Source organism: Apilactobacillus sp. (assembly GCF_025290035.1).
Taxonomy (GTDB): Bacteria; Bacillota; Bacilli; order Lactobacillales; family Lactobacillaceae; genus Apilactobacillus.
In genome coordinates this window covers 1-26,788 of sequence record NZ_JAMBKT010000010.1, presented here as the reverse complement: position 1 = coordinate 26,788, position 26,788 = coordinate 1, and the positions used below count along the sequence as shown (strand labels likewise).

Genomic DNA, 26,788 nt, shown 5'->3' with positions numbered 1-26,788 from the left:
TAATTAATACACAAAATTTTATCATACTTTCCTATTATAGAACGAATAATTGAATTATTTTAGTAAAATCATTCAAATTAGTCGCAACTATCGAAATTAATTGATAAATCGGCTATAATAATAAATGAGAAAAATAGAGAAAGCGAGTTTTATCATGGCACAGCTATATTATCGTTACGGGGCAATGAACAGTGGTAAGTCAATCGAAATTATTAAGGTTGCGCATAATTACGAGGAACAAGGTAAATCAGTTATCCTTATGACTAGTGCGCTAGATACTAGAGAGGAACGCGGAACTGTTGCTTCTAGAGTCGGCCTAAGTAGAAATGCACATGTTATTGAAGCAGATTCTAACTGTTTTGAAATGGTTAAATCAATTGACCCAGATGCTAGTTGTATCTTAATTGATGAAGCTCAATTTTTAAGTAAGCAACATGTCTTACAATTAGCGAAAATTGTGGATGAATTATCAATTCCTGTAATTGCTTTTGGTTTAAAGAACGATTTCCAAAACAATTTATTCGAAGGATCACAAGCATTATTGTTGTATGCTGATAAAATCGAAGAAATGAAGACAATTTGTTGGTTCTGTGGACGTAAAGCGATTATGAACTTACGTTTTCATGATAGTAAGCCAGTATACGAGGGCGAACAAATTCAAGTTGGAGGAAACGAATCATACTATCCAGTATGTAGAAAGCATTACTTCAATCCACCAATGGAACAAATGGGAAAGTGAGGAATTATTAGATGGATGAAATATTTGAAAAGCTACAATCTGTAGTTGATCGCTATGACGAACTAAATGAATTAATTAGTGACCCAGAAGTTATTGCTGACACTAAGCGATTCATGGAATTGTCAAAAGAAGAAGGTAGCTTACGTGAAGTTGTTGCTACCTATAATAAGTATAAAGATGTTGTTTCTCAATTAGAAGACGACAAAGCGATGCTAGCTGAAAAGTTAGATGATGACATGAATGAAATGGTTAAAGCTGAAATTAGTGAACTAGAACCACAAAAGGGTGAACTAGAAGAAGAAATTAAAATTATGCTTCTACCTAAAGACCCTAACGATGACAAAAACATCATCATGGAAATTCATGGTGCTGCTGGTGGGGATGAAGGTAGTCTATTTGCTGCTGACCTTTACAACATGTACATTAGATATGCTGAAAGCCAAGGCTGGAAAACTTCAATTATCGATGAAAGTGATACTGAAGTTGGTGGATTTAAAGAAATCGCCATTATGATTCAAGGGGACAACGTTTACTCAAAACTTAAATTTGAAAACGGTGCTCACCGTGTGCAAAGAGTTCCTTCAACTGAATCAGCTGGTAGAATTCATACTTCAACTGCGACTGTTGGGGTTATGCCTGAAGCAGAAGATGTTGATTTAGAAATTGATCCAAAAGATATTAAGACTGATGTTTACCGTGCTTCTGGTGCTGGTGGACAACACGTTAACAAGACTTCATCAGCCGTTAGAATGACTCATTTACCTACTGGAATTGTGGTTGCGATGCAAGATGAACGTTCACAACAACAAAACCGTGCTAAGGCAATGCAAGTTTTGAAGTCACGTGTTTATGATTACTACCAACAACAAGAAGTAGATAAATACGATGCTGAAAGAAAATCAGCAGTTGGTAGTGGTGATCGTTCAGAAAGAATTAGAACCTACAACTATCCACAAAACCGTGTTACTGATCATAGAATTGGTTTAACTCTTAACAAGTTGGATAAAGTTATGACTGGTGACTTAGAAGATATCATTGATGCTTTAATCTTATCTGATCAAACTGCTAAGTTGGAGCAATTAAAGAATGACTAATATGACTTACTTTGAAGCCCAGAAAAGGGCTTCTTTTCTTATCAAGGAAAAAAATTTAGATGAAGAAGTCGCCAGATTGTTCTTAATGGAAATGTTTGGATTTGATAATACACATTTGTTATTACATTATCGTGATGAAATGAGTTCACAAGACGCTGATAGATATTTTGAATGGGTTAATCAGTATCTAGATGGTAATCCAGCTCAATATATTATTGGATCAACTGAGTTTTATGGTAATCGTTTTAAAGTTGATTCCAGAGTATTAATCCCACGTCCCGAAACTGAAGAGCTTGTTGAGTGGGTATTAAATGAATTTCAAGAAAGTCCAAAATTGAAAGTATTAGATTTAGGAACCGGAAGTGGTGCCATCGCCATTTCTTTGAGTAAAGAACATCCAGATTGGGATATCACTGCCTCCGATATTTCAAAAGATGCCTTAGAAGTTGCTAAGTATAATAATGAAGAAAATGGAACCAAAGTAGCGTTTTTGACGAGTGATCTGTTCGACTCTATTCACGAAGATTTTGATGTAATAATAAGCAATCCTCCCTATATTTCCGAAGATGAAATCGACTATATGGATGATAGTGTGTTAAAACACGAACCAAAGCAGGCTTTATTTGCAAAAAATAATGGCTTATTTATGTATCAATCTATCGCAAATTATATTAAAATGAAGAAGGATACTACTCACGGAACTTTATATCTGGAAATCGGATTTAAACAAACTGAGGCAGTTACCAGGATTTTCACAGAATCATTACCTGATTGCCAAGTAACTAGCAGATGTGACTTTTTCGGTAATCCGCGAATGATACGAGTTAAATATTAAGGAGGGAAGTAAAATATATGGATACACACATTTACACTACAGACGATTTGGATGCAGCGGCAAAAGATATAGTGGAAGGAAAGCTAGTTTCTTTCCCAACAGAAACTGTATATGGATTAGGGGCTGATGCAACTAATGAAGATGCGGTTAAGAAAGTATATGCTGCAAAGGGTAGACCAAGCGATAATCCACTAATTGTTCATGTTGATAGTGAAGAAATGGTAGAGGAGTATGCAATGCCATTATCTGATGAAGCTAAAAATTTGATCAAAACTTTTTGGCCAGGACCATTAACAATTATCTTTAATTTAAAAGATAACGTTTTATCTAAAACGGTAACTGGTGGATTAGACACAGCAGCATTTAGAAATCCTAATAATGATTTAACATTATCGTTGATTAAAAAAGCAGGGGTACCAATTGTGGGACCATCAGCGAATACATCTGGAAAACCAAGTCCAACTATTGCGATGCATGTTTACCATGATTTAAAAGGTAAAATTGCTGGAATTTTGGATGATGGTGAATGCCAATTTGGGGTAGAATCAACAGTTTTAGATATGTCAACTGACCAACCAGCTATTTTAAGACCTGGAGCTATTTCAGCTGAACAAATTCAAGAAGTAATTCACAAACCAGTTTTAGATGAAAGAGTTCATGTTGCTGATGCTCAGGTTCCAAAAGCGCCTGGGATGAAATATAAGCATTACGCACCATCTGCGCAAGTTTATATTGTTGATAGTCCTAAAGACTTTGAAGAAGCTGCAAAGTGGGCTGCTGAACAAGATGATAAAGTTGGTGTCATGGCAACAGATGCTGTTTTAAACAATTTACACCTTAGTAATAATGTTGAATCATTCTCATTAGGTTCAGATGTTTTATCAGCCAGTCATTCATTATTTGCTGGCCTAAGACATTTTGATAATGAATCCGATGTTAAATCGATTCTAGCGCAAGGTTTTTCAAATGATGGCATAGGTGAAGCCTACATGAATCGTTTGAACAAATCTGCAGGACAAAAGCATTTTAATAAATAGTTACGTAAATATTGAGGGGGCACTTCTATCATGAAATACGATTACCAAACTGAAGACAAAGAATTATGGGATGTAATTAAAAATGAACAAGCTCGTCAAGAAAACACAATTGAACTAATTGCTTCTGAAAACATTGCGTCAAACGCTGTGATGGCAGCGCAAGGTTCTGTATTAACTAACAAATATGCAGAAGGATATCCAGGTAAAAGATACTACGGTGGATGTGAATTCGTAGATAAGTCTGAAACATTAGCTATTGAACGCGCTAAAAAGCTTTTTGGTGCAGAATATGTTAATGTTCAACCACATTCAGGTTCACAAGCTAATCAAGCCGTTTACTCTGCTTTTTTAAAACCTGGCGATAAAATATTAGGAATGGATTTAAACGCCGGAGGACATTTAACACACGGTGCGAAAGTTAACTTTTCTGGTAAGATTTATCAATCATTCTCATATGGGTTAGATCCAAAAACAGAACGTTTAAACTATGAACAGATCCTGGAAATTGCTAAGGAAGTGCAACCACAAATCATCGTTGCTGGAGCTTCAGCTTACAGTAGATTTATTGATTGGAATAAATTTAGAGAAATTGCGGATGAAGTAGGGGCATACTTAATGGTAGATATGGCACATATCGCCGGACTAGTTGCTACTGGTTTACATCCTAGTCCAATCGGAATCGCCGATGTCGTAACTACAACCACTCATAAGACCCTAAGAGGTCCACGTGGTGGAATGATTTTGTCACAAGAAAAATTTGCTAAGAAGATTAATTCAGCAATGTTCCCTGGATCACAAGGTGGTCCATTAGAACATGTTATTGCAGGTAAGGCTGCTTGTTTCTTTGAAGACTTACAACCAGCATTCAAAGAATATTGCCAACAAGTTGTAAAAAATGCCGCAGCAATGGCTGACGAATTTCACAATAGTGATACTATTAAAGTTGTTTCTGATGGAACTGATAATCATTTGATGGTACTAGATTTAACTAATACCGAATTGAATGGTAAAGAAACTCAAATTCTGTTAGACTCACTTAAGATAACAACCAACAAAGAAGCTATTCCGGATGAAAAGCTTAGTCCATTTGTTACTAGTGGATTGAGATTGGGAACTCCAGCAATCACTTCTAGAGGCTTTGATGAAAATGATTCACGTAAAGTTGCAAAAATGATAACACGTGCAATCGAAAATCACAGTGATGAAAGTGTACTTTCGGAAATTAAAAAAGAAGTTGCTGAATTAACCCAAAAACATCCAATTTTTAATTAAAAAGGAGAAACACCATGGGAAAATTTCAAGTAATGAATCATCCATTGATTCAACACAAATTAACAATTATCAGAAATGAAAATTGTGGAACTAGAGAATTTCGTGAAGTCGTTAATGAAATTGCTTCACTTTTAGCGTTTGAAGTTTCTAGAGAAATGCCTTTAGAAGATGTAGATGTTAAAACACCTCAAGGAATTGCGCATGCAAAACAACTTTCAGGTAAGAAAGTTGCAGTTGTTCCTATTTTAAGAGCTGGTATTGGGATGGTTGATGGAATCCTAGATTTAATCCCTGCAGCTAAGGTGGGACACATAGGAATGTATCGTGATGAAGAAACCCTTCAACCTCATGAATACTTTGTGAAATTACCTAGTGATATTGACAAACGTCAAATTTTCGTAGTTGATCCAATGCTAGCTACTGGTGGTTCTGCCATCATGGCGATTGATGCATTGATTAAGCGCGGTGTTGACGAAAGTAACATCAAATTTGTGTGCTTGGTAGCTGCTCCAGAAGGAGTGAAAGCTCTTCAAGAAGCCCATGGTGACGTTGATATCTATGCTGCCGCATTAGATGAAAAATTAGAAAATGGTTATATTACACCTGGTCTAGGTGATGCTGGTGACCGTTTATTTGGAACTAAATAATAGAAAAAGCCATCATTTTTGATGACTTTTTTTATTTATGTATAACTTTCTTCTAAATTGCTAAGATACATTTTTTTGATTTTGTAAAGCACAAATTTTAAAAAATTAATTTTTCCCCTATTTCGCCCTTTTTATTTTGAAATAAACTTTGATTGGTGGTAATATTTGTATGTATTTTGTAAGAGAAATACATCATCTTAAAAGTAAAAACTGTCATTATATTACATAATGGTTAGTATACTTAGGTTGCGAAAAGGGGTGATAATCTGTGAATGATCCAATATCTACTTTTAAGCTATTCGGATTGACTTTTAATATTGGGAATATGGTAGCTGTTACGGTAGCAGCCGTGTTTACTTTCTTATTAGTCTTTATCTGTTCTAGAAGACTACAATTGATTCCAAGCGGAAAGCAAAATTTCCTAGAAGCAATCGTAGACTTTACTAATGGAATAGTTAAAGGATCGATCTCAGGATCTGAGGCTAACGCCTTTGGCCTTTACGCATTTGTACTATTTCTATTCATCTTTATCTCTAATCAAATGGGACTATTATTCCAAGTTGATTACAGTGGGGTGACTTACGTAAAGAGTCCAACCGCCGATCCTATCGTGGCATTGACATTGGCTGCAATTTCATTGTCATTAGCTCACTTCTTAGGAGTCTCAAAACTAGGATTTAAAGGTTACTTCGTAGGAAGTTATTTCAAGCCTTTTAAGTTATTGTTCCCGTTAAATGTTTTTGAAGAGTTAGCTAATTTCTTAACTCTTGGATTACGTTTATACGGTAACATTTTCGCAGGTGAATTGCTTCTAGGAATGGTTACGAAACTTGCATTCTCAATGGGAGCTGTAAGTCTTATTCCAAGTGTTTTCGTAGCGATGATTTGGGATGCGTTCTCTATCTTTATCGGTAGTGTTCAAGCATTCGTTTTCGTTACATTAACATTCGTATACATTTCTCAAAAGCTCGAACCTGAGGAATAATTTTCATTATTTTTTATTTATTTAAGGAGGATTTACCATGGGTGTAATCGCTGCAGGTATCGCTATGTGTGGTTCCGCTATCGGTGCAGGTATCGGTAACGGTATTGTTGTTTCAAAATTTCTAGAAGGAATGGCTAGACAACCAGAAATGACTGGTCAATTAAGAACTAACATGTTTATTGGTGTTGGTTTGGTCGAAGCTATGCCAATTATTTCACTTGTTCTTTCATTAGTTTACATGAACAAGTAATAAGAAAAATAATTCTTCTATTCTCAATTAAGGAGGTGTCAATAGATGCTTTCACATTCATTAATTCCAACAGTCGCTACGACTGATGGCGGTGGATTGTACTTCGGTAATATGATTTTTACAGCCGTTGTATTCATTATTTTGATGCTTCTAATCATGCATTTCGCATGGAAACCATTATCAGAAATGATGGAAAAACGTGCTAACAAAATCGCCGATGACATTAATTCAGCAGAAAAGTCTCGTAAGGAAGCTGAAGACTTAGCTAAACAACGTGAAGACGCTTTATCTAAGTCAAGAGAAGATGCTAACGGCATTATTAACAATGCTAAGCAATCAGCTCAAGTCCAAGGAGAACAAATTATTTCTTCTGCTAGAAACGATGCCCAAAGTATTAAGGCTTCTGCTCAAAAAGATATTGAACAAGAACGTCAAGATGCTTTAGCAAACACTAAAAATGATGTGGCCAATTTATCTATTGAGATTGCTTCTAAGATCATTCAAAAAGAATTAAAAGCTGACGATCAAAAGGCATTGATTGATTCTTATATTGAAGGGTTGGGGAAGCAAGATGCTAGATAAAATCACATTTGCAAAACGTTATTCAAAAGCACTTTACGAAGTGTTGGAAGAACAAAACGAAGTTGAAACTGGTTTAAAAGAATTATTATCAATCAAACAAGTTTTTGTTGATAATCCTTCATTAGAACAAGCTTTAACTGACGTAAGCTTTCCAGAAGACAAAAAAGAAAGTTTAATCAAACCTTTGATTGACGATTCTGATGTCGACTATGTAAAGAACCTATTAAAAGTTTTATTAGGTTCAAACAAAATGGATGAACTAACTTTAATTGTAGAAGAATTTGAACAATCTTATAACGAAAAGAATAAAATTGTTCATGCTGATGCAGTCTCTGTAGTTCCTCTAACTGACGAACAAAAAGACAACCTTGCAAGTGCTTTTAAAGCACGTGTAGGGGCAAACGAAGTTATCTTAGATAACAAAGTTGATCAAAGTATAATCGGTGGTGTAATTCTAAAATCATCGAACGTTATTTTTGATGGAAGTGTTAAGACAAAAATTAACAACATTAAAAAACTTCTATTGAGTTAATAACAATATCTATCAAAGAGGTGAAACTTATATGAGCATTAATGCTGAAGAAATCAGTGCTCTAATCAAGCAACAACTTGCTGGCTTTAAGGATGAACTTGCTGTTGAAGAAACAGGAGTTGTAACCTACGTTGGTGATGGTGTTGCTCGTGCTCATGGTTTAGATAACGCGTTGTCTGGTGAGTTACTTGAATTCGAAAACGGAATCTATGGTATGGCTCAAAACCTTGAAAGTAACGATGTAGGTATTGTTGTTTTAGGTGACTGTACACATATTCGTGAAGGTGCAACTATTAAACGTACCGGTAAAATCATGGAAGTTCCTGTTGGAGAAGACATGGTGGGTAGAACCATCAACTCTTTAGGACAACCAATTGATGGTAAGGGTGATATCAAGACTGAAAACACTCGTCCTATCGAAAAGAAAGCTCCAGGTATCATGGACAGACAAAGTGTCTCTGAACCATTACAAACTGGTATTAAGTCAATCGATGCGTTAGTTCCAATTGGTCGTGGCCAACGTGAATTAATCATCGGTGATAGAAAAACAGGTAAGACTTCAATCGCTGTTGATACAATCTTGAACCAAAAGGATCAAGATATGATTTGTATCTACGTAGCTATTGGACAAAAAGATTCAACTGTTCGTTCACAAGTGGCAACACTAGAAAAATTTGGTGCAATGGATTACACAATCGTATTGTCAGCCGGTCCTTCTGAACCAGCTCCACTACTATACATTGCTCCTTATGCTGGTGCTGCAATTGGTGAATACTTTATGAACCAAGGTAAGCATGTGTTAATCGTTTATGATGATTTAACAAAACAAGCTAATGCTTACCGTGAACTATCACTTATTCTTCGTAGACCTCCTGGTCGTGAAGCATATCCTGGTGATATCTTCTATACCCACTCACGTTTACTAGAACGTGCTGCTAAGTTATCTGACAAGTTAGGTGGCGGTTCAATGACTGCTCTACCAATTGTTGAAACTCAAGCAGGGGATGTTTCGGCTTATATTCCAACCAACGTTATTTCAATTACTGATGGTCAAATCTTCTTGAACTCAGACATGTTCTATTCAGGAACTCGTCCAGCCATTGATGCTGGTACATCAGTTTCTCGTGTTGGTGGGGATGCTCAAATCAAAGCGATGAAACAAGTAGCAGGTACTTTGAGACTTGACTTGGCTTCATATCATGAACTACAAGCCTTTGCTCAATTCGGTTCAGATTTAGATGATGCTACACAAGCTAAATTGAACCGTGGTGCTCGTACTGAAGAAGTTCTAAAACAACCTCTTCATGCTCCACTACCTGTCGAAAAACAAGTACTTATTCTATTTAGTTTGACTCACGGATACTTAGACAACATTGCTGTTGACGATATCCAACGTTACCAAACTGAATTATTCAACTTCTTCGACGCTTCACACCGTGACTTATTAGATACAATTGTAAACACTGGTAAGTTACCAGAAGGTGATGCTTTAGCAAATGCAGTTGATGAATTTACTAAATCATTCACACCAAGTAAGCAAGAAGAAACACAAAATAACTAGCTTGAAGGATGGTGAGAACTAATGGCTGAATCTATTAATGATGTTAAACATCGTATTGCATCAACCAGAAATACACGTCAAATTACTACTGCGATGCAAATGGTTTCAACTGCAAAGTTGAATCGTATTCAAAAGCATACCAGTAATTATGAGGAATATGTTTCTCGTGTTAAGGCTGTTGTAATGCATTTAGCTCAGTCTCATTTGTTAGACAAAATTAATTCCTCAAGTAATGCATCTGACCATAAATCAGGTAAGACTGCATACCTAGTTATTACATCTGATCGTGGAATGGTAGGAAGTTACAATAGTAATGTAATTAGAGAAACTAATAACTTTATTGAAGCTCATACACCTAATCCTGACGATTACATGATTTTAGCAGTGGGTGGAAACGGTGCTGATTTTTATAAGAATCGTAATGTAAATGTTGCTTATGAATATCGTGGTGTTTCTGATATTCCTACTTTTGCTGAAGTTAGAGAAATCGTTACAACTGCAAACTCAATGTTTGAAGATGGTGTCTTCGATAGACTATATGTTTGTTACACACACTTTGTTAACAGAATTTCTTCAACTTTTAGAGCTGAAAAAATGCTGCCAATGGATAGCGAAGCGTTTGAAGAAGATTCAAGTAAAGATATCCAAGCCCATGAAATTAATGCGGAATACGATATCGAACCTGATGAATCTGCAGTATTGAAGGTTGTATTACCTCAATACGCACAAAGTTTAGTATTTGGAGCAATTCTTGATGCTAAAACTTCAGAACATTCTTCAAGTTCAACTGCAATGCAATCTGCTTCAGACAACGCATCAGATCTTATTTCTAGATTAGAATTACAATACAATCGTGCTAGACAAGCTGCTATTACTACCGAAATTACAGAAATTGTCGGTGGTCAAGAAGCTCTAAAGCACTAATATGACGGGAGGAATTAACGAAAATGAGTACTGGTAAGATTATTCAAGTTATTGGACCAGTCGTTGACGTTGAATTCCCAACGGACGTTGAATTACCTGATATTAACACTGCCTTACGTGTTCAAAAGGATGACAATGAAACTTTGGTTACTGAAGTTACCCTTGAACTAGGTGATGGTGTTGTTAGAACAATCGCCATGGATGGAACTGACGGTTTACGTCGTGGAATGGAAGTGGAAAACACTGAAGCTCCTATTTCAGTTCCTGTTGGTGAAAACACATTAGGTCGTGTCTTCAACGTTCTTGGTGAACCAATTGATGGTGGTCCTGAATTTGGCCAAGATACTGAACGCTGGCCAATTCATAGACAAGCTCCAAGTTACGATCAATTAAATCCATCTGCAGAAATTCTAGAAACCGGTATTAAAGTTATCGATTTACTAGCACCATACATTCGTGGTGGTAAAGTTGGATTGTTCGGTGGTGCCGGAGTTGGTAAAACTGTTTTAATTCAAGAATTAATTCATAACATTGCTCAAGGTCATAACGGTATCTCAGTGTTTACCGGTGTTGGTGAACGTACTCGTGAAGGTAACGATATGTACTTTGAAATGAAAGGTTCAGGTGTCTTGGACAAGACAGCCATGGTATATGGTCAAATGAACGAGCCACCTGGTGCACGTATGCGTGTTGCTTTAACTGGTTTGACTATTGCGGAATACTTCCGTGATGAAGTTGGTACCGATGTTCTATTATTCATCGATAACATCTTTAGATTTACTCAAGCCGGAACTGAAGTTTCCGCATTGCTAGGTCGTATTCCATCAGCCGTAGGTTACCAACCTACATTGGCTACTGAAATGGGTCAATTGCAAGAACGTATCACTTCAACTAAGAATGGTGCGATTACTTCAATTCAAGCCGTTTACGTTCCTGCCGATGATTACACCGACCCTGCTCCTGCAACTACTTTCGCTCACTTGGATGCAACAACCAACTTGGAACGTTCATTAACTCAACAAGGTATCTACCCAGCCGTTGATCCATTGGCATCAACTTCAGCTGCTCTAGATCCATCAATTGTTGGTGAAGAACATTACAAGGTTGCAACCGAAGTACAACAAGTATTGCAAAGATATCATGAACTTCAAGATATCATTTCTATCTTAGGTATGGATGAATTATCCGACGAAGAAAAGACTATTGTTAATCGTGCTCGTCGTATTCAATTCTTCTTATCACAAAGCTTCAGTGTTGCTGAACAATTTACTGGTTTACCTGGTAGATACGTTCCAGTTGAAAAGACTGTTGAAAGCTTTAAGGCTATCTTAGATGGTAAATATGATGATCTTCCTGAAGATGCATTTAGAAACTGTGGTCCAATTGAAGACGTAGTTGAAAATGCTAAAAAGATGAAGCAAGCTGCTAACAACTAAGGAGGGTTCTAATTGGCTGATAACAACTCAGTATTAACCGTTAGTATCGTTACTCCTGATGGTAAGGTATATGAACGTGAAGATGCGCGCTTAGTAATCGTAAGAACTAAGACAGGTCAATTAGGAATTATGCCTAATCATGTTCCCGTAATAGCTTCATTGGAAGTTGACGAAGTAAAAGTAAATTCCGGTTCAGACGAAGTTGACGAAATTGCCGTTAACGGTGGTTTTGTTGAATTCTCCAACAATATCTTAACTGTTATTGCTGATAGCGCTGAAAAACAAGCTGATATTGATGTTGATCGTGCGACTGCTGCTCGTGAACGTGCTAAGAAGGCACTTGAAGAAGCAAGACAAAAACACGATAATCAAGAAATCTTGAGAAATCAAGTTGCTTTACGAAGAGCTATTAACCGTATTCATGTTGCAAAACATTAAGAAAGAGGTCTGCATTTTTATGCAGGCCTTTTTTAATACATAAATAAAAAAGAAATTAATAAATAGTTAACAATTATTAGAAAGACAAAACAATAAATTTATGGTATAGTTGCTATAAAGAATGGAGATATTATGGAGTTTTTAAATATTAATTCTTTATTAGAATTAGCAATTCAATTATTTTTTATTGGATTAGCTTTTTGGAGTTTAATAGATATCCATTTGGAAAGACAATTTAAAATGCATTTAAATCAATATCGAGTTTTAATTTTATTACTTTCGATTACGATTGGATACATTGTTGGTTCTTTCTTTATTTGGGTTTTGAATATAACTATAAATCACTAATTAAAATATAAAATTACTGGAGGGTTACCAGTGGATAAAATAGTCGTTAAGGGAGGCAAACGCCTTTCCGGTAACGTCCACATTGAAGGTGCAAAGAATGCAGTCCTACCAATTATGGCCTCAACTATTTTGGCTAGTGAAGGTAGAACAGAATTAAGCAATGTACCATTATTATCAGACGTATATACAATGGAAGAAGTTCTACGTTTCTTAAACATGGATGTAGAATTTGATACAGAAAACAATAAAATGAATTTGGATGCAACCAAACAACTCTCATACGAAGCGCCATTAGAATATGTTTCTAAAATGAGAGCTTCTATTGTTGTGATGGGACCACTTTTGGCCAGACTAGGTCATGCCAAAGTAGCTTTACCTGGTGGATGTGCGATTGGTTCTAGACCAATTGATATTCACTTAAAAGGATTTGAAGCACTTGGTGCTACAATCAAACAACACGATGGATACGTTGAAGCATTTGCTGAAGACGGACTAAAGGGAGCTAACATTTACATGGACTTTCCAAGTGTTGGTGCAACTCAAAATATCATGATGGCCGCTACCTTAGCGGAAGGCCAAACTGTTATTGAAAACGTTGCACAAGAACCTGAAATTGTTGATCTTGCAAACATGTTAAATGAAATGGGTGCCAGTGTGATTGGTGCAGGGACCAGCAAAATTAAAGTTAAGGGTGTAACTAATCTTCATGGTGTAGACCACTGTGTTTTACAAGACCGTATTGAAGCTGGTACCTTTATGGTTGCCGCTGCCTTAACAAGAGGAAATGTTTTGATTGAAGATGCAGAGGCATCATATAATCAACCATTGATTGCTAAGTTGGAAGAAATGGGTGTTACTGTTAAGCAAGAAGAAGATGGTATCAGAGTAATCGGACCAGATGAACTAACACCAGTTGATGTTAAAACATTACCATATCCTGGTTTCCCAACTGATATGCAACCTCAAATGACTGTTTTACAACTTGCTGCTCAAGGTAGTAGCATGTTAACAGAAACAGTATTTGAAAATCGTTTCATGCATTTGGATGAATTAGCAAGAATGAATGCTAAATTTAGAATTAATGGTAGAAGCGTTGTTTTAAGTGGTCCAACTGAATTTAGTGGGGCAGAAGTAGCAGCTACTGATTTGAGAGCAGCAGCTGCATTAGTTCTAGCCGGACTTGTTGCAGATGGAATTACTATTGTGAGAAATCTTAAATATTTGGATAGAGGATATTACGACTTTCATGTTAAGTTAGCATCACTTGGTGCTGACATTAAGAGAGTTAACATGAAGGATAACGAAGAAATCACTATCAACAAGACATCACAAAAATAATTTATTAAATACTGATTATGATATAATAATTGAGATATGAGTTAACTCGGGAGGACGAAAAAAATGGCAAAAGACATCGGTATCGATTTAGGAACAGCTAATGTTTTAATCTATGTTACAGGGAAGGGAATTGTTCTAAATGAACCTTCAGTTGTAGCAATTGATATTAAGACTAACAAACTTCTAGCTGTTGGTTCCGAAGCTTATCGAATGGTTGGAAGAACTCCAAGTAACATTCGTGCAATTAGACCACTAAAAGATGGAGTTATTTCAGACTTTGATGTTACTGAAAAGATGCTTACTTACTTTATCAACAAATTAAGTGTTAAAGGTTTCATGTCAAAACCAAAGACTATGATTTGTGCACCAACTAACATTACTAACATTGAAAGAAAAGCGATCATTCAAGCTGCTGAAAAATCTGGTGGTGGTAAGGTTTACATTGAAGAAGAACCTAAAGTTGCCGCTATTGGTGCAGGAATGAACATTTTCCAACCACGCGGAAACATGGTTATCGATATGGGTGGTGGTACTTCTGATATCGCAGTTCTATCATTAGGTGACATCGTTGCAAGTAAATCAATCCGTATTGCTGGGGATGTTATGAACACTGATATCGTTGCTTACATTAAAGATAATCACAGCTTGATTATCGGTGAACATACAGCCGAAAAGATTAAGATGACTATTGGTACAGCAGATCCAGAAGAAACTGAAATTAAAGAAATGGAAGTTCGTGGACGTGACGTTATTGGTGGTATGCCAAGATCAATTACTTTAAATAGTAAAGAAGTCCAAGAAGCTTTATCAGACGCTGTTAAACAAATTATCGATGCCGCTAAAGATGTTTTAGAAGTTGTTCCACCAGAATTAGCTTCTGATATCGTTGATAGAGGTATTATGCTTACTGGTGGTGGAGCCTTACTTAAGGGAATCGACCACGCAATTTCAAAAGAATTAACAGTACCTGTATTAATCTCTGAAAGTCCATTGGACAATGTTGCTAAGGGTGCCGGTGCATTGTTAGAACATATCAATAAAAATGACGATAAGAGTAAAGATTAATATAAGAAGTGATAGTTAATGCGTAAATTGATGATTAAGATGGTGAAGGGATACAAAAAAGTGATATCTCCACTATTTCCCGCATCGTGTCGGTATTATCCCACTTGTTCTACTTATATGATCGATGCTATCAGAAAACATGGTGCGTTCTTGGGTTTTATCATGGGATGTGCTAGGATACTAAGATGTCACCCATTTATAAAAGGTGGATACGATCCCGTTTCTGATCATTTTACTATTTTTAGAAATAAGAGGGCGTCTAAAGAATATAGACGTTCTATGAATTTAAAGTAGTCGATCAATTATGATTCGGCTACTTTTATTTTTTAGGAGGAAAAAATGTCAAAATCAAAGAAAAATATTGAAGTTAGTTTAGAAACCAAGAATGTTAACGGTGAAGAAAGAGAAGTTCTTTTCGTTGGAAAACAAGAAGCAGGTTATCTTCGCGTAATTGAAGATGAAAAATTTGAAGCAGTCTTTGACGATGACAATGTTTTTAAAGTAAAATCTTTAGATGAAGGAATTGAATTATTAATTAGTCAATACAACCTGCACAAGGGATAATTCATTATAGAGGTGATTGCAATGTTTACAAGTGATAATGATAGCAATTCTTCTCGATTAGACTGGACAATTATAATATGTGTTGGACTTTTAGCATTGATTGGAATAGGCGCAATTTTTGTCGCTGTTAACCATGATTCTTATGCTGGAACAATTGTTAAACAAATGGTTACACAATTAGTTTGGTATACTATTGGGACAGTGATAATAATTATAATCATGCAATTTGATTCAGAACAGTTGTGGAAGGTGGCACCTATTATTTACTGGGGTGCACTTGCACTATTAGCTTCACTATTAGTGCTGTATAGTAGATACTATTTTGATCAAACTGGTGCAAAAAGTTGGTTCCAATTTGGTCCACTAACTTTTCAACCAGCCGAAATTATGAAGCCAGCGTTTGTTGTAATGCTGGCTAGGGTCATTGTTGAACATAATCGTAATTATGCTATGCACACTCTAAAAACGGATGCACTGTTATTGGGTAAGATGATCTTATGGACATTACCAATTTGTGTGCTATTGAAGTTAGAAAATGATTTTGGAACAATGTTGGTGTTCTTAGCGATGCTAGGAGGATTAGTAATCGTATCTGGGATCACTTGGCAAATTATTGTTCCAGGAGTACTAGCATTTTCAGCAATTGGAGGAACTGCTTTAATCCTTGTTATTACTGATGGTGGTAGAAAAATTCTAGAAGCGTTAGGATTTCAATCTTACCAATTTGACCGTGTTAATGATTGGTTGGATCCATCTAATCCAGAAAACCTAGCTGGTTCTGGTTATCAATTGTGGCAGAGTATTAAGGCCGTTGGTTCTGGAGGATTTAGTGGAACTGGATTTAACGTATCTCATGTATACGTGCCAGTTCGTGAGTCTGATATGATTTTCTCAGTTATCGGTGAAAACTTTGGTTTCATCGGTGGAGTCGTCTTAATCGGAATTTACTTCACATTGATTTATAGAATGATTAAAGTTACTTTTGAAACTAAAAATATTTACTATGCATATATTTCAACTGGAATTATCATGATGATTTTATTCCATGTTTTCGAAAATATTGGAATGAGTATTGGATTATTACCACTAACAGGGATTCCACTTCCATTTGTAAGCCAAGGTGGTTCTGCGCTGATTGGAAATATGATTGGGATTGGATTAATCATGTCAATGCAATTCCATAATTACGGATACATGTTTAGTGCAAGTCGTGATTTTTCATAGCATATTAATTGACATGTGCAAGATTTAATTGTATACTTTATTAAAATTTGATTATAAGATGAGTAAATAGTTAATCAATATGACAGAGAGCTCCGGTAGCTGAGAGGGGGCTGTTGATGACTGTTGAATATGGTCTTATGCTTAATCTGTCGGTGAGTGATCATAAGCCGACAATGGTTTACACGCATTATAGTGTTTAAGTATAAATTACTTATGAGGTTACTGTCGTGAGGCAGTGACGAATAAAAGGTGGTAACACGAAGCTCTTCGTCCTTTACTGTTAATTCAGTAGGAGAAGGGCTTTTTTTATTTGAAAGCGAGGAAAATACTTTGATTAGATTCAAGAATGTTTATAAGAAGTACAAGCTGGACAAGAGTATATTAACCGCCGTAAAGGATGTTAACTTAGAAGTTAACGATGGGGAAATTTACGGAATTATCGGATACTCAGGTGCTGGTAAGAGTACATTAGTTAGAATGCTAGATGGTTTGGAAGCACCAACCTCTGGGTCAATTGAAATTAATGGTAAGGATATTGCTAAGTTAAGCAATAAAGAATTACGTGAACAACGTAAGAAGGTTGGAATGATTTTCCAACACTTCAACTTATTATGGTCTAGAACCATTTTAGAAAACGTTGAACTACCATTAGAAATTGCTGGAGTAAGTAAAAATGATCGTCGTGAAAAAGCAACTAAGTTAATTGAACTAGTTGGTTTACAAGGACGTGAAAATGATTACCCATCAGAATTATCAGGTGGTCAAAAGCAAAGAGTTGGAATTGCTAGAGCACTTGCTAACAACCCAGAAATTTTAATTTCTGATGAAGCAACTAGTGCTTTGGATCCACAAACTACTGATGAAATTCTTGATTTATTATTAGAAATCAACCAAAAGCTAAACTTAACTATTCTTCTAATTACTCATGAAATGCATGCAATTAGAAAAGTGGCTCAAAAAGTTGCTGTTATGCAAGAAGGTCAAGTTGTTGAAACTGGAAATGTATATGACATTTTCCAAAATCCACAACAAGCTATCACTAAACGTTTCGTTAATGAAGACGGTGCTCCTAATGCTAAAGATCTAAGTATGACTGTTGATGAAATTATTAAGAACTATCCAAATGGAATGGTAATTAAGCTATTGTTTAAGGGAACTCAATCTCAAAAACCAGTGGTTTCTCAACTAATTAGAGAATTCGATTCATTAGAATTAAACATCGTTGAAGGAAGTATTCATCAAACCCAAGGTGGTTCAATTGGATCACTAGTTCTTCAACTTTTAGGTACTGCTGAAGATCAAAATAAAGCAGTTGAATACTTGAAATCATTAAACGTGGAAGCAGAGGTGATTAACCGTGGCTAATCAAGGAATTCAATCATACTTCCAATTTAACAACGTTAATTGGGATGCAATGAGACAAGCAACATGGGAAACAGTTTGGATGACAGCATTATCAATGATTATTGTTGCTGTATTAGGAATTATTTTGGGATTATTATTATTCGAAAGTAGAAATAAATCTGGTTTCGGTTGGAAATTAGTTAACTGGATTGTGTCACTATTAGTTAATATTTTCAGATCAATTCCATTTATTATTTTAATCGTATTATTATTACCATTTACTAAGGACATCGTTGGTACTATCATTGGTCCAAAAGCTGCGATTCCTTCACTAGTTATTTCTGCTGCACCATTCTATGCAAGAATGGTTGAAGCTGACTTCAGAGAAGTTGATAGTGGAGTAATTGAAGCTGTTAAATCAATGGGTGGAACTAACTGGGATGTTATCTTTAAAGTGTTATTACCTGAAAGTACACCTGCTTTAATTGCGGGTGCAACAGTTACAGCTATTTCATTGATTTCATACACTGCTATGGCTGGAGCAATTGGTTCTGGTGGTTTAGGTTACCTAGCATACTTAGATGGTTTCCAATCAAATAACAACACAGTTACTTTAGTAGCAACTGTCATTATTTTAATTATCGTATTAATAGTTCAAACTGTTGGAGACTTACTAGTTAAAAGAATTGATAAACGAACACTATAAGGAGGATTTAAAATGAAAAAAGTATTATCCTTTGGTGGTATTGTAGTATTGTTCATCATTCTATTATTATTAGGACCTGGTAACTATAAGGCTAAAAATACTATTAGAATCGGTGCTTCAAATATTCCACATGCGGAAATTTTGAGACATATCGAACCAGAATTAAGAAAAAAAGGAATTAAGTTAGATATCGTAACTTTCCAAGATTATGTTTTACCTAACCGTGCATTAGTTGGTAAGCAATTAGATGCCAATTACTTCCAAACTCCTGCATTTTTAGATCAATGGAATAAGGAATATGATGGTCATTTAGTAAACGTTGGTGCCGTTCATTTGGAACCAATTGGTATCTACTCAAAGAAGTACAAGAAACTATCTGATTTGAAAGATGGCGCACATATTCTAGTAAGTAGTAATACACCTGACTATGGTCGTATTCTTCAATTATTCCAACAAAACGGATTAATTAAGGTTAAGAAGGGTGTTAATATTACTCAAGCTAACTTCAGTGATATCGCTTCTAATCCTAAACACTTGGTCTTCCAAACTGGTTATGAACCAAAGATTATGCCTTTGATTTATAACAATGGTGAAGGGGATGCGGTTGCAATTAATTCTAACTACGCTGTTCAAGGTGGATTACAACCTGATAAGCAAGCAATTGCGCTACAAAAACCAGAAAAGAATTCACCATACTTTAATATTGTTGCCGTTAGAAACGGTGATCAAAACCGTAAAGATATTAAAGAGCTAGTAAAAGTATTACAATCAAAATCCACTCAAGAATGGATTAAAAAACATTATAAAGGTTCAGTGTTACCAGCAATGGATTACTAATGAAAAGGCGTTTTTTAAACGCCTTTTTTTATTGACATTTTTTATAATTACAAGTATAGTTAGTTACATAAGTAATTAACCTAAAGCAAGGTGGTGAAAATATGCAATTTGATTTCAACAGTCCGGAACCAATTTTCATTCAAGTTGCAACTCAATTAGAAGATGCGATTTTCACGGGAGCTTTCCAAGAAGGAACGCAAATTCCCTCAACGACCGAAATATCAAAACAATTTAAGATTAATCCTGCAACAGTTTTAAAAGGGATGAATATGTTAGTTGATAATAATCTATTGGAAAAGCGTCGTGGAAGAGGGACCTTTGTTTCTAACGGAGCTCAAGAAGCCATCATTAAGAAGCGACAAGAGCATTTCTATAGTGACTATATTTTAAACTTAATTAACGAATCTAAAAAATTACAATTATCAGAAGACGATATACTAACGCTTGTAAAGAGAGGGTACGATAATGAGCAAAATAGAAACTAAACATTTAAAAAAGCAATTTAAGTTTTCAAAAGAACCTCTATTTACTGACATCAATATTACGTTTGAAGAAAATCAAATTTATGGATTATTTGGTGAAAATGGAGCTGGGAAATCAACATTAATGAGCTTGATTGCAGATTATAATTTTGTTACTGCTGGCGAAGTATTATACGATGGTGAACCTGTTCATGATAATTCTAAGGCATTACAAAATATCTATTACATGAGTCAAGACAATATGTATAACAAGAATGATAAGGTCAAGCAAATTTTCGACTTTGTTAGTAAATTATATGTAGACTACGATATTGAATTACAGAATCAATTAATTAAAAAGTTCAGATTAGATGAAAGTCAAAAGTTTCATAAACTATCAACAGGGTACAAATCAATTGTCAAAATTATTATTTCATTGTGTGTTCCATGTAAGTTTATTTTTATGGATGAACCAACACTTGGTTTAGATGCCCGTAATAGGGAAGTTTTTTACACTAGCTTAATTGAAACTTACAGTGAAAATCCAAGAACTTTTGTATTATCAACTCATATCATTGAAGAAATTGATCAAATCATTAATCATTTCATTTTATTACAAGATGGTGAAATTAAGATGGATAGTTCTATTGATGATATTTCAGAAAAATCATACAGTATTTCTGGTCCTAGTGAATATGTGGATAAATACATCGAAGGGATCGATGTATTAGATTCTGATCAATTAGGAAGATATAAGACAGTTCATTTTATGGATGAACTTCCAAATAGAGAAAAACCAGAATCAGTCGATATTGAAAAAATGAAATTACAAAAATTACTAATATACGTCATGGAAAAGGAGGGTAAATAATGAGAACTAAAGAACTAGTTAAAATGTATGTGAAAGAATTTTTACCATTTCTGCAATATGCGTTAATCGTCTCACTTGTCTTATTATTATTCTCTGTCCTTGAAAGTGAACAGAAGATGAGATTAAACGATTTCAAAAACCAATTTGTTTCAATTCCATATATTTTTGATTTCTTTGCTTTGTTATGCGTAAGCATGAACCATAACCGTTTTAAATTAGCGATTCAACATGGAATTGATCGAAAAGATTTCTGGAAGGCTAAGCTAATGTTTATGGCTAAAGCTAGTTTAGTGGTAAACCTAATTAACTTGGTATTTGTATTAATCATCATGAAAATGAATGGAATGTACTCTCTAGCGTATACTAGTACGTACTTTGGATTCTTCCACAATTACTTTATCGACGTTATTTTTATGTTTATTACTGATTATATAGCCTTGTTATTATTGATGGTATGCGTTAATTGTTTTGGAACATTTGCTTCCTTATTTAATCGTTATGGTAAAATTTGTTTTTACTTAATTTTAGCAGCAATGTACTTTTTCGTGGGATCAATTTTAGCCAAATACAGTGTTGTTACTTCATTTACCCATTTCTTGGGTAAAATTCATACTGAGGTCTTTTTAAACCTTATTTTTGGTTTATATGAAGACCAAAAGCTTCATCCATTTAGCAACCCAATTAATATAATCATTTCAATGCTAATTATGATGGTAATAGCAGCGGCTTTAAATCTATTGTTTACTAAATTAGTTCAAGTAAAAAGATAAAAAAGAATCCTGTAAATAATAAAAACATGTTATAATGTAGTTTCCAAGTATTATTGATAGGACGGTATAAAAAGATGAAAAAGACTCATTTAGCTTTACTTTTTGGTGGAGATTCATCAGAACATGATGTTTCAAAACGTTCAGCTCATAACATTTATGATGCAATGGACAAAGATAAGTATGATATTAGTTTGTTTTTAATCACAAAGACAGGAATTATCTTAGATGACGAATCATCTCATCGTGTCTTTGATGGTGAACCTGAAGACCAAGTCGTTGAAGAAGTTGTTAAGGATTTAGATTTCTCAGATCCATTAGCACCTATTAAGAACCTTTCAAAGACTAAGAATATCGACGTATTCTTCCCAATCGTTCACGGTAATTTAGGTGAAGATGGAACTATTCAAGGTTTACTACGTTTAATGCACAAGCCTTATGTAGGTAGTGGTATCTTAGAATCTGCTATGGGATTTGATAAAGATATTACTAAGAAAATGCTAAATTTAGCTGGTGTTAGAAACACTAACTATTACTTAATTACTCCTGATAACAAGGATGAATTTAGTTATGCTAAGTTACAAGCCGAATTTGGTGATGTTATCTTCTTGAAGCCTGCTAACCAGGGTTCTTCAGTTGGTATTCACAAGGTTACTAACGAACAAGAATTTGAAGAAGGTCTAAAAGACGCATTCAGATATGACTACAAGATTCTAGCTGAACAAGCGATTAATGGCCCAGAAGAACTAGAAATTTCTATTTTAGGAAATGAAAAACCAATTGCATCACAAGTTGGTGCCATTAGAGTTCCTAAGGAAGATAAATTTTATACTTACGACAATAAATTCGTTGATGCTAGTCAAGTTCAATTTGATATTCCTGTGGATATTCCACAATCATTATCAGATGAAATTACTGACTTAGCTCTACGTGGATACAAAGCATTAGGTCTAAAAGGTCTTGCTCGTATCGACTTCTTAGTATCTAAGGAAGGTGTTCCATACCTAGGAGAAGTTAACACTTTACCTGGTTTTACTAACATTAGTCTATACCCACAATTATGGGAAGCTTCAGGTATTAGTTACACTGAACTAATTGATAGATTAATTGATCTAGCATACAAAGAATTTGATCGTAGAAATAATATTATTCACGATTTCAAACCATTATCTTAATATTAAAAAAAGGACGATAGCCTAATATAAAGGCTATCGTCTTTTTTTAAATAAAAATGTTAAGAATTTCTTAAGAGTGCCCCCTCAGCTTTGTTTTTTTTAATTATGTAATATTCTAGTAGGTAATGAAGGGCATTTTACGTATGTAATATCGAATAGTTAATGAAAGGAGTTTTAATATGAATAGATGTAAATGGGCAAATGAGAATACAAATATGTTGATTTATCACGATAACGAATGGGGAGTTAAAAAATACGATATAAGCGAGTTGTTTGAGAGTTTAACTTTAGAAATATTTCAAGCCGGATTATCATGGCAAACCGTTTTAAATAAGCGTAATGCTTTTAAAGAAGCTTTCTGTTCCTTTGATATTAGATTAATTAGTGAGTTTACTGAAGAAGACATAATTCGATTATTACAAAATCCCGCTATTATTAGGAATCGAGCTAAAATTGAAGCAACTATTAAAAATGCTAAATGTTGCCTTGAAAATGACCTTTGTGAATTAACATGGCATCCATTTGATTTTAAAACTATGGATGGATTAAATAATGGAGATAAGATTGGTGCACCCAATTTTGTTAATGAATATGTTAAAACATTCAAAAATAAGGGCTTTAAAAGAGTAGGCCTTACTACGATGTATTCTTATTTACAGTCTGTTGGTGTTATAAATGATCATGAACTATCTTGTTTTAGACATGATCAATTAATTGAAGATTAATAGGTGATTACTCTTTAGGAGAGGAGAATTTAGATGGAATTTAATGGAAGTTTGATTAAAGAAAAAAGAAAAGAATTAAAATTAACTCAAGATGATTTAGCTAAGTTAGTGAACTGCAGTCAGCCAATTATCTGTCAAATTGAAAAAAATTGCTATAATCATGAAATTGATGAATCAATTGTGGAAGAAATCTGTGTAGCTTTAGATTTAAGCATACGTGACGTCATTATTGAAAATGAAGATAATGATATTATGAATGTTGATATTATAGAAGAAGTATTCGAAACATCTACATCAATTGATTCGCTTGATAAATATAAGCCTTATTTAGATAGTGATGAAAAAGTTATCCGTTTTAATATCTTAAACGGAATCAAAAAGTGGAAATTATCATATATAGAAGAATCAACTAAAGACTTAGATACAGCATATGAAAAATTCTTAGAATCAAACCAAGAAGTTAATTTAGATATAATGTTTCTTTTAACCATACTATCAATTGGGTACTGTCGACTTAGTCTCTTTAATAAAAGCTTTATTACCATGATGGACATAATAGTTTACTATTATGAACAAGACTTTAAAGATAAAAATTTCAAGTATTGTATGTTACTGTGGTCTCAAATGATGGGATTTTGTATAGTTAAAAATAATATGGCGATATATAAACAACTGTTTAGAATAAAATATGTTGAATTATATTATTATAGTTATAAAAATTATAATGGAATGCCTAGTTTTAGAGAATTAATGGACATGCTTTTGAGGGATGGTTTCATAGAGAATGAAGATGAATTTGAACAGAACATGATGAATCAATATCTAGACAGTAAAAAAAAGAGACACCGGAATTAAACCAATGTCTCAAATGGATTCCAGTGATGGAATCTTTTTTTATTTTTGTACTTTATTTTCTAGGTCTGATTTTACAATTAGTACGTCACATTCAGCAACTCTGGTTACGTAAGAAGCAACTGAACCGATTAGTAGTCTTTCAGCTGCACTTTGACCGTTAGCACCAATAATAATTAAATCAGTATCAAAACGATCAACAAGATCTCTTGAGATGATTGATTTAGGTGCACCGTATTCAATAGTGTAATCAACATTAGTTAATCCGCTGTCCTTAGCTTTTTGCAAATATTTTTCTAAGGAGTTTTTGACCCTAGCTGTTACGTCATCAAGCATTGATGAGTCAAAGTTAGCAAGGTTAGTGAATGATCGAGTATCGATTACGTGAACGATGTGTAAGTCAGCTTCGTTATGTTTAGCGACTTCCAAAGCTTTTTCAAAAGCCAGTTTAGAATTTTTTGAACCATCGATTGGAATCATAATTTGATTGTAATCTTTTAACATATTCTGCCACCTCAAACTATTTTTTTGTAATGAAAGTAACTAATAATAGTTCCATTACCAATATCATTATACAACTTATTACCATGATGATAGTAACAAAAATCAAAGTGGTAACGAAAACTGCTACTGCAGCAAATAAAGCAAGAATTAGATATACAATTCCAAAAAATTTAACTATCTTGGATAAAGCAGAATTGCTTTCTGGATGTAAAAGCATGAAGGGTTTATCTGTATGTTTTATTAAATAGGTACCAATAACGAATAGGATAATGGTAGCTAAAATTAAAAGAACTTTTATTAACATTGTTTACTCCTATTTATCACGTTGAGCGTGAATTAATTTTTCATATTGTTGTTTAAAACTAGCCTCAATTTTTCCGTTGGTCTTTGGTTCGTAGTAGCTATCAGATTTAATTTTATCGGGTAGGTACTGTTGTTTAACCCAATCATTAGGGTAATTATGAGCATATTTATAATCAACGCCATGACCTAGTTTTTTAGCACCAGAGTAGTGGCTATCTTTTAGGTGATTAGGAATTTCTCCATAGTTACCGGTTCTAATTCGACTAATAGCCGCATCGATGGCTTTCATTGCAGAGTTAGATTTAGGTGATAAACAAAGTTCTATAATCGCATTTGCAAGAGGGATGCGTGCTTCAGGAAATCCGACCTTATTAGCAGCTTCAATTGCAGAAACGGTTCTGGAGCAAGCGGCTGGGTTGGCCAATCCGATATCTTCATATGCAATCACCATTAACCGACGACTAATTGAATTTAAATCACCTGATTCAATTAATCTTCCAGCATAGTGTAGAGCGGCATTTACATCAGATCCACGAATTGATTTTTGGAATGCTGAAACAACATCGTAATGAGCATCGCCATCTTTATCTTGAGTTAGTGCTTTTCTTTGTAAACAAGATTCAACATCTTCTAATTTCAATTGAATCAAACCGTCTTTATCAGGTTCTGTAGAATTAGCAGCTAATTCAAGTGCGTTTAGGGCACTTCTTAAATCACCGTTGGTACTGGTGGATAAAAAGCTAATTGCATTGTCATCGATTGCAATATTCATATTACCCAAACCGTTTTCTTTATCAGATAATGATCTTTGAATAGCTGTTTGGATGTCATCTTGTTTAAGTGGATGTACTTCAAATATTTGCGTACGACTTCTGATGGCCGGATTAATATTGATGTATGGATTTTCAGTTGTTGCACCAATTAAAATGATGTTTCCACTTTCTAAAAGGGGAAGTAAGAAGTCTTGCTTAGTTTTATCTAGTCGATGAATTTCATCAAGCAATAGGACAACTGTTCCAGACATCTTTGCTTCTTCAGCAACAATTTGTAGGTCTTTCTTGGTATCGGTAGCAGCATTTAATTGTCTAAATGCATATTTAGTTGATCCAGCAATAGCACTTGCAATACTAGTTTTACCGGTACCAGGAGGTCCGTATAAAATCATAGAAGATAATATTTTCGCTTTAACCATGCGATTAATAATCTTTCCAGGGCCTACTAGGTCTTGTTGTCCAACGATATCTTCAATTTTCTTAGGCCTCATACGATATGCGAGAGGTTGCAAATTATCACGCCCTTATTTGAATAATTTTTTTAATTTAGATAATACTGAGTTATTTTCTGTATTATCTTCTTTTTTAGTATCTGTATT

General features: G+C 34.6%; 31 protein-coding genes. 29 read left to right on the top strand and 2 right to left on the bottom strand.

Features of this window, described 5'->3' with window-relative positions; all coding sequences use genetic code 11:
• Positions 1 to 154 precede the first annotated feature (154 nt).
• From M3005_RS03905 to M3005_RS03770, 29 genes are all read left to right on the top strand, one after another.
• The gene (locus tag M3005_RS03905; protein ID WP_293793855.1) at positions 155 to 739 is read left to right on the top strand and encodes a thymidine kinase; all 585 of its coding nucleotides are present in this window, start codon (positions 155 to 157) and stop codon (positions 737 to 739) included.
• Between the two features lie 11 nt (positions 740 to 750).
• Complete coding sequence (prfA, locus tag M3005_RS03900) at positions 751 to 1,833, top strand: peptide chain release factor 1 (RefSeq protein WP_293793852.1); 1,083 nt, start codon at positions 751 to 753, stop codon at positions 1,831 to 1,833.
• Positions 1,826 to 2,668: a peptide chain release factor N(5)-glutamine methyltransferase gene (gene prmC / locus M3005_RS03895; RefSeq protein WP_293793849.1), complete on the top strand. Its 843-nt coding sequence runs from the start codon at positions 1,826 to 1,828 to the stop codon at positions 2,666 to 2,668. The genes prfA and prmC overlap by 8 nt, the downstream gene beginning before the upstream one ends.
• A gap of 17 nt (positions 2,669 to 2,685) precedes the next feature.
• Positions 2,686 to 3,705 carry an L-threonylcarbamoyladenylate synthase gene (locus M3005_RS03890; protein WP_293793848.1) on the top strand — a complete coding sequence of 340 codons (1,020 nt, stop codon included), beginning with the start codon at positions 2,686 to 2,688 and terminating at the stop codon, positions 3,703 to 3,705.
• A gap of 30 nt (positions 3,706 to 3,735) precedes the next feature.
• Positions 3,736 to 4,977: a serine hydroxymethyltransferase gene (gene glyA / locus M3005_RS03885; protein WP_293793845.1), complete on the top strand. Its 1,242-nt coding sequence runs from the start codon at positions 3,736 to 3,738 to the stop codon at positions 4,975 to 4,977.
• Between the two features lie 14 nt (positions 4,978 to 4,991).
• Complete coding sequence (gene upp / locus M3005_RS03880; RefSeq protein ID WP_293793843.1) at positions 4,992 to 5,624, top strand: uracil phosphoribosyltransferase; 633 nt, start codon at positions 4,992 to 4,994, stop codon at positions 5,622 to 5,624.
• Positions 5,625 to 5,892: 268 nt separating this feature from the next.
• A complete protein-coding gene (gene atpB, locus M3005_RS03875; protein ID WP_293793841.1) occupies positions 5,893 to 6,609 on the top strand; it encodes a F0F1 ATP synthase subunit A in 717 nt (238 codons plus the stop codon).
• 37 nt (positions 6,610 to 6,646) lie between these two features.
• Entirely contained in the window at positions 6,647 to 6,859 is a 213-nt protein-coding gene (gene atpE / locus M3005_RS03870) for a F0F1 ATP synthase subunit C (protein WP_034532067.1), read from the top strand.
• Positions 6,860 to 6,904: 45 nt separating this feature from the next.
• The gene (gene atpF / locus M3005_RS03865) at positions 6,905 to 7,441 is read left to right on the top strand and encodes a F0F1 ATP synthase subunit B (protein WP_293793837.1); all 537 of its coding nucleotides are present in this window, start codon (positions 6,905 to 6,907) and stop codon (positions 7,439 to 7,441) included.
• Complete coding sequence (gene atpH / locus M3005_RS03860) at positions 7,431 to 7,973, top strand: ATP synthase F1 subunit delta (RefSeq protein ID WP_293793835.1); 543 nt, start codon at positions 7,431 to 7,433, stop codon at positions 7,971 to 7,973. Before atpF ends, atpH begins: the two co-directional genes overlap by 11 nt.
• A gap of 31 nt (positions 7,974 to 8,004) precedes the next feature.
• Complete coding sequence (atpA, locus tag M3005_RS03855) at positions 8,005 to 9,534, top strand: F0F1 ATP synthase subunit alpha (RefSeq protein ID WP_293793834.1); 1,530 nt, start codon at positions 8,005 to 8,007, stop codon at positions 9,532 to 9,534.
• Positions 9,535 to 9,555: 21 nt separating this feature from the next.
• On the top strand, positions 9,556 to 10,458 hold the full coding sequence (locus tag M3005_RS03850; protein WP_053949829.1) for a F0F1 ATP synthase subunit gamma: 903 nt from the start codon (positions 9,556 to 9,558) through the stop codon (positions 10,456 to 10,458).
• A gap of 23 nt (positions 10,459 to 10,481) precedes the next feature.
• Positions 10,482 to 11,894 carry a F0F1 ATP synthase subunit beta gene (gene atpD / locus M3005_RS03845; RefSeq protein ID WP_293793833.1) on the top strand — a complete coding sequence of 471 codons (1,413 nt, stop codon included), beginning with the start codon at positions 10,482 to 10,484 and terminating at the stop codon, positions 11,892 to 11,894.
• A 12-nt stretch (positions 11,895 to 11,906) separates the two neighbouring features.
• Positions 11,907 to 12,332, top strand: coding sequence for a F0F1 ATP synthase subunit epsilon (locus M3005_RS03840; protein ID WP_053949831.1), 426 nt, complete (start codon positions 11,907 to 11,909; stop codon positions 12,330 to 12,332).
• A gap of 132 nt (positions 12,333 to 12,464) precedes the next feature.
• On the top strand, positions 12,465 to 12,680 hold the full coding sequence (locus M3005_RS06035; RefSeq protein ID WP_053949832.1) for a DUF1146 domain-containing protein: 216 nt from the start codon (positions 12,465 to 12,467) through the stop codon (positions 12,678 to 12,680).
• A gap of 30 nt (positions 12,681 to 12,710) precedes the next feature.
• Positions 12,711 to 14,018, top strand: a complete 1,308-nt coding sequence (gene murA / locus M3005_RS03835; RefSeq protein ID WP_293793832.1) for a UDP-N-acetylglucosamine 1-carboxyvinyltransferase — start codon at positions 12,711 to 12,713, stop codon at positions 14,016 to 14,018.
• A 63-nt stretch (positions 14,019 to 14,081) separates the two neighbouring features.
• Entirely contained in the window at positions 14,082 to 15,083 is a 1,002-nt protein-coding gene (gene mreB / locus M3005_RS03830) for a rod shape-determining protein (protein ID WP_293793831.1), read from the top strand.
• 18 nt (positions 15,084 to 15,101) lie between these two features.
• The gene (gene yidD, locus M3005_RS03825) at positions 15,102 to 15,377 is read left to right on the top strand and encodes a membrane protein insertion efficiency factor YidD (protein ID WP_293793829.1); all 276 of its coding nucleotides are present in this window, start codon (positions 15,102 to 15,104) and stop codon (positions 15,375 to 15,377) included.
• Positions 15,378 to 15,422: 45 nt separating this feature from the next.
• On the top strand, positions 15,423 to 15,647 hold the full coding sequence (locus M3005_RS03820; protein WP_293793827.1) for a DUF2969 family protein: 225 nt from the start codon (positions 15,423 to 15,425) through the stop codon (positions 15,645 to 15,647).
• A gap of 21 nt (positions 15,648 to 15,668) precedes the next feature.
• Positions 15,669 to 16,871, top strand: a complete 1,203-nt coding sequence (locus M3005_RS03815) for an FtsW/RodA/SpoVE family cell cycle protein (RefSeq protein ID WP_293793824.1) — start codon at positions 15,669 to 15,671, stop codon at positions 16,869 to 16,871.
• 330 nt (positions 16,872 to 17,201) lie between these two features.
• Positions 17,202 to 18,236 carry a methionine ABC transporter ATP-binding protein gene (locus M3005_RS03810; protein ID WP_293793823.1) on the top strand — a complete coding sequence of 345 codons (1,035 nt, stop codon included), beginning with the start codon at positions 17,202 to 17,204 and terminating at the stop codon, positions 18,234 to 18,236.
• Between the two features lie 49 nt (positions 18,237 to 18,285).
• A complete protein-coding gene (locus M3005_RS03805; RefSeq protein WP_435370522.1) occupies positions 18,286 to 18,921 on the top strand; it encodes a methionine ABC transporter permease in 636 nt (211 codons plus the stop codon).
• Positions 18,922 to 18,933: 12 nt separating this feature from the next.
• Entirely contained in the window at positions 18,934 to 19,758 is an 825-nt protein-coding gene (locus tag M3005_RS03800; protein ID WP_293793820.1) for a MetQ/NlpA family ABC transporter substrate-binding protein, read from the top strand.
• Between the two features lie 101 nt (positions 19,759 to 19,859).
• Entirely contained in the window at positions 19,860 to 20,243 is a 384-nt protein-coding gene (locus M3005_RS03795; protein WP_293793818.1) for a GntR family transcriptional regulator, read from the top strand.
• Positions 20,224 to 21,090, top strand: a complete 867-nt coding sequence (locus M3005_RS03790) for an ATP-binding cassette domain-containing protein (RefSeq protein ID WP_293793816.1) — start codon at positions 20,224 to 20,226, stop codon at positions 21,088 to 21,090. Before M3005_RS03795 ends, M3005_RS03790 begins: the two co-directional genes overlap by 20 nt.
• Positions 21,090 to 21,860, top strand: coding sequence for a hypothetical protein (locus M3005_RS03785; protein ID WP_293793814.1), 771 nt, complete (start codon positions 21,090 to 21,092; stop codon positions 21,858 to 21,860). The genes M3005_RS03790 and M3005_RS03785 overlap by 1 nt, the downstream gene beginning before the upstream one ends.
• Before the next feature lie 74 nt (positions 21,861 to 21,934).
• Positions 21,935 to 23,032 carry a D-alanine--D-alanine ligase family protein gene (locus tag M3005_RS03780; RefSeq protein ID WP_293793812.1) on the top strand — a complete coding sequence of 366 codons (1,098 nt, stop codon included), beginning with the start codon at positions 21,935 to 21,937 and terminating at the stop codon, positions 23,030 to 23,032.
• A gap of 179 nt (positions 23,033 to 23,211) precedes the next feature.
• Positions 23,212 to 23,757, top strand: coding sequence for a DNA-3-methyladenine glycosylase I (locus M3005_RS03775; protein ID WP_293793811.1), 546 nt, complete (start codon positions 23,212 to 23,214; stop codon positions 23,755 to 23,757).
• A 33-nt stretch (positions 23,758 to 23,790) separates the two neighbouring features.
• Positions 23,791 to 24,612, top strand: coding sequence for a helix-turn-helix domain-containing protein (locus M3005_RS03770; protein ID WP_293793810.1), 822 nt, complete (start codon positions 23,791 to 23,793; stop codon positions 24,610 to 24,612).
• A 39-nt stretch (positions 24,613 to 24,651) separates the two neighbouring features.
• On the opposite strand, the gene M3005_RS03765 is transcribed toward M3005_RS03770, so the two are convergent.
• Positions 24,652 to 25,113 (bottom strand): universal stress protein, encoded by a 462-nt coding sequence (locus tag M3005_RS03765; RefSeq protein WP_053949846.1) that lies wholly within the window; start codon positions 25,111 to 25,113, stop codon positions 24,652 to 24,654.
• Positions 25,114 to 25,426: 313 nt separating this feature from the next.
• On the bottom strand, positions 25,427 to 26,680 hold the full coding sequence (locus tag M3005_RS03760) for a replication-associated recombination protein A (protein ID WP_293793877.1): 1,254 nt from the start codon (positions 26,678 to 26,680) through the stop codon (positions 25,427 to 25,429).
• Between the last annotated feature and the right edge of the window lie 108 nt (positions 26,681 to 26,788).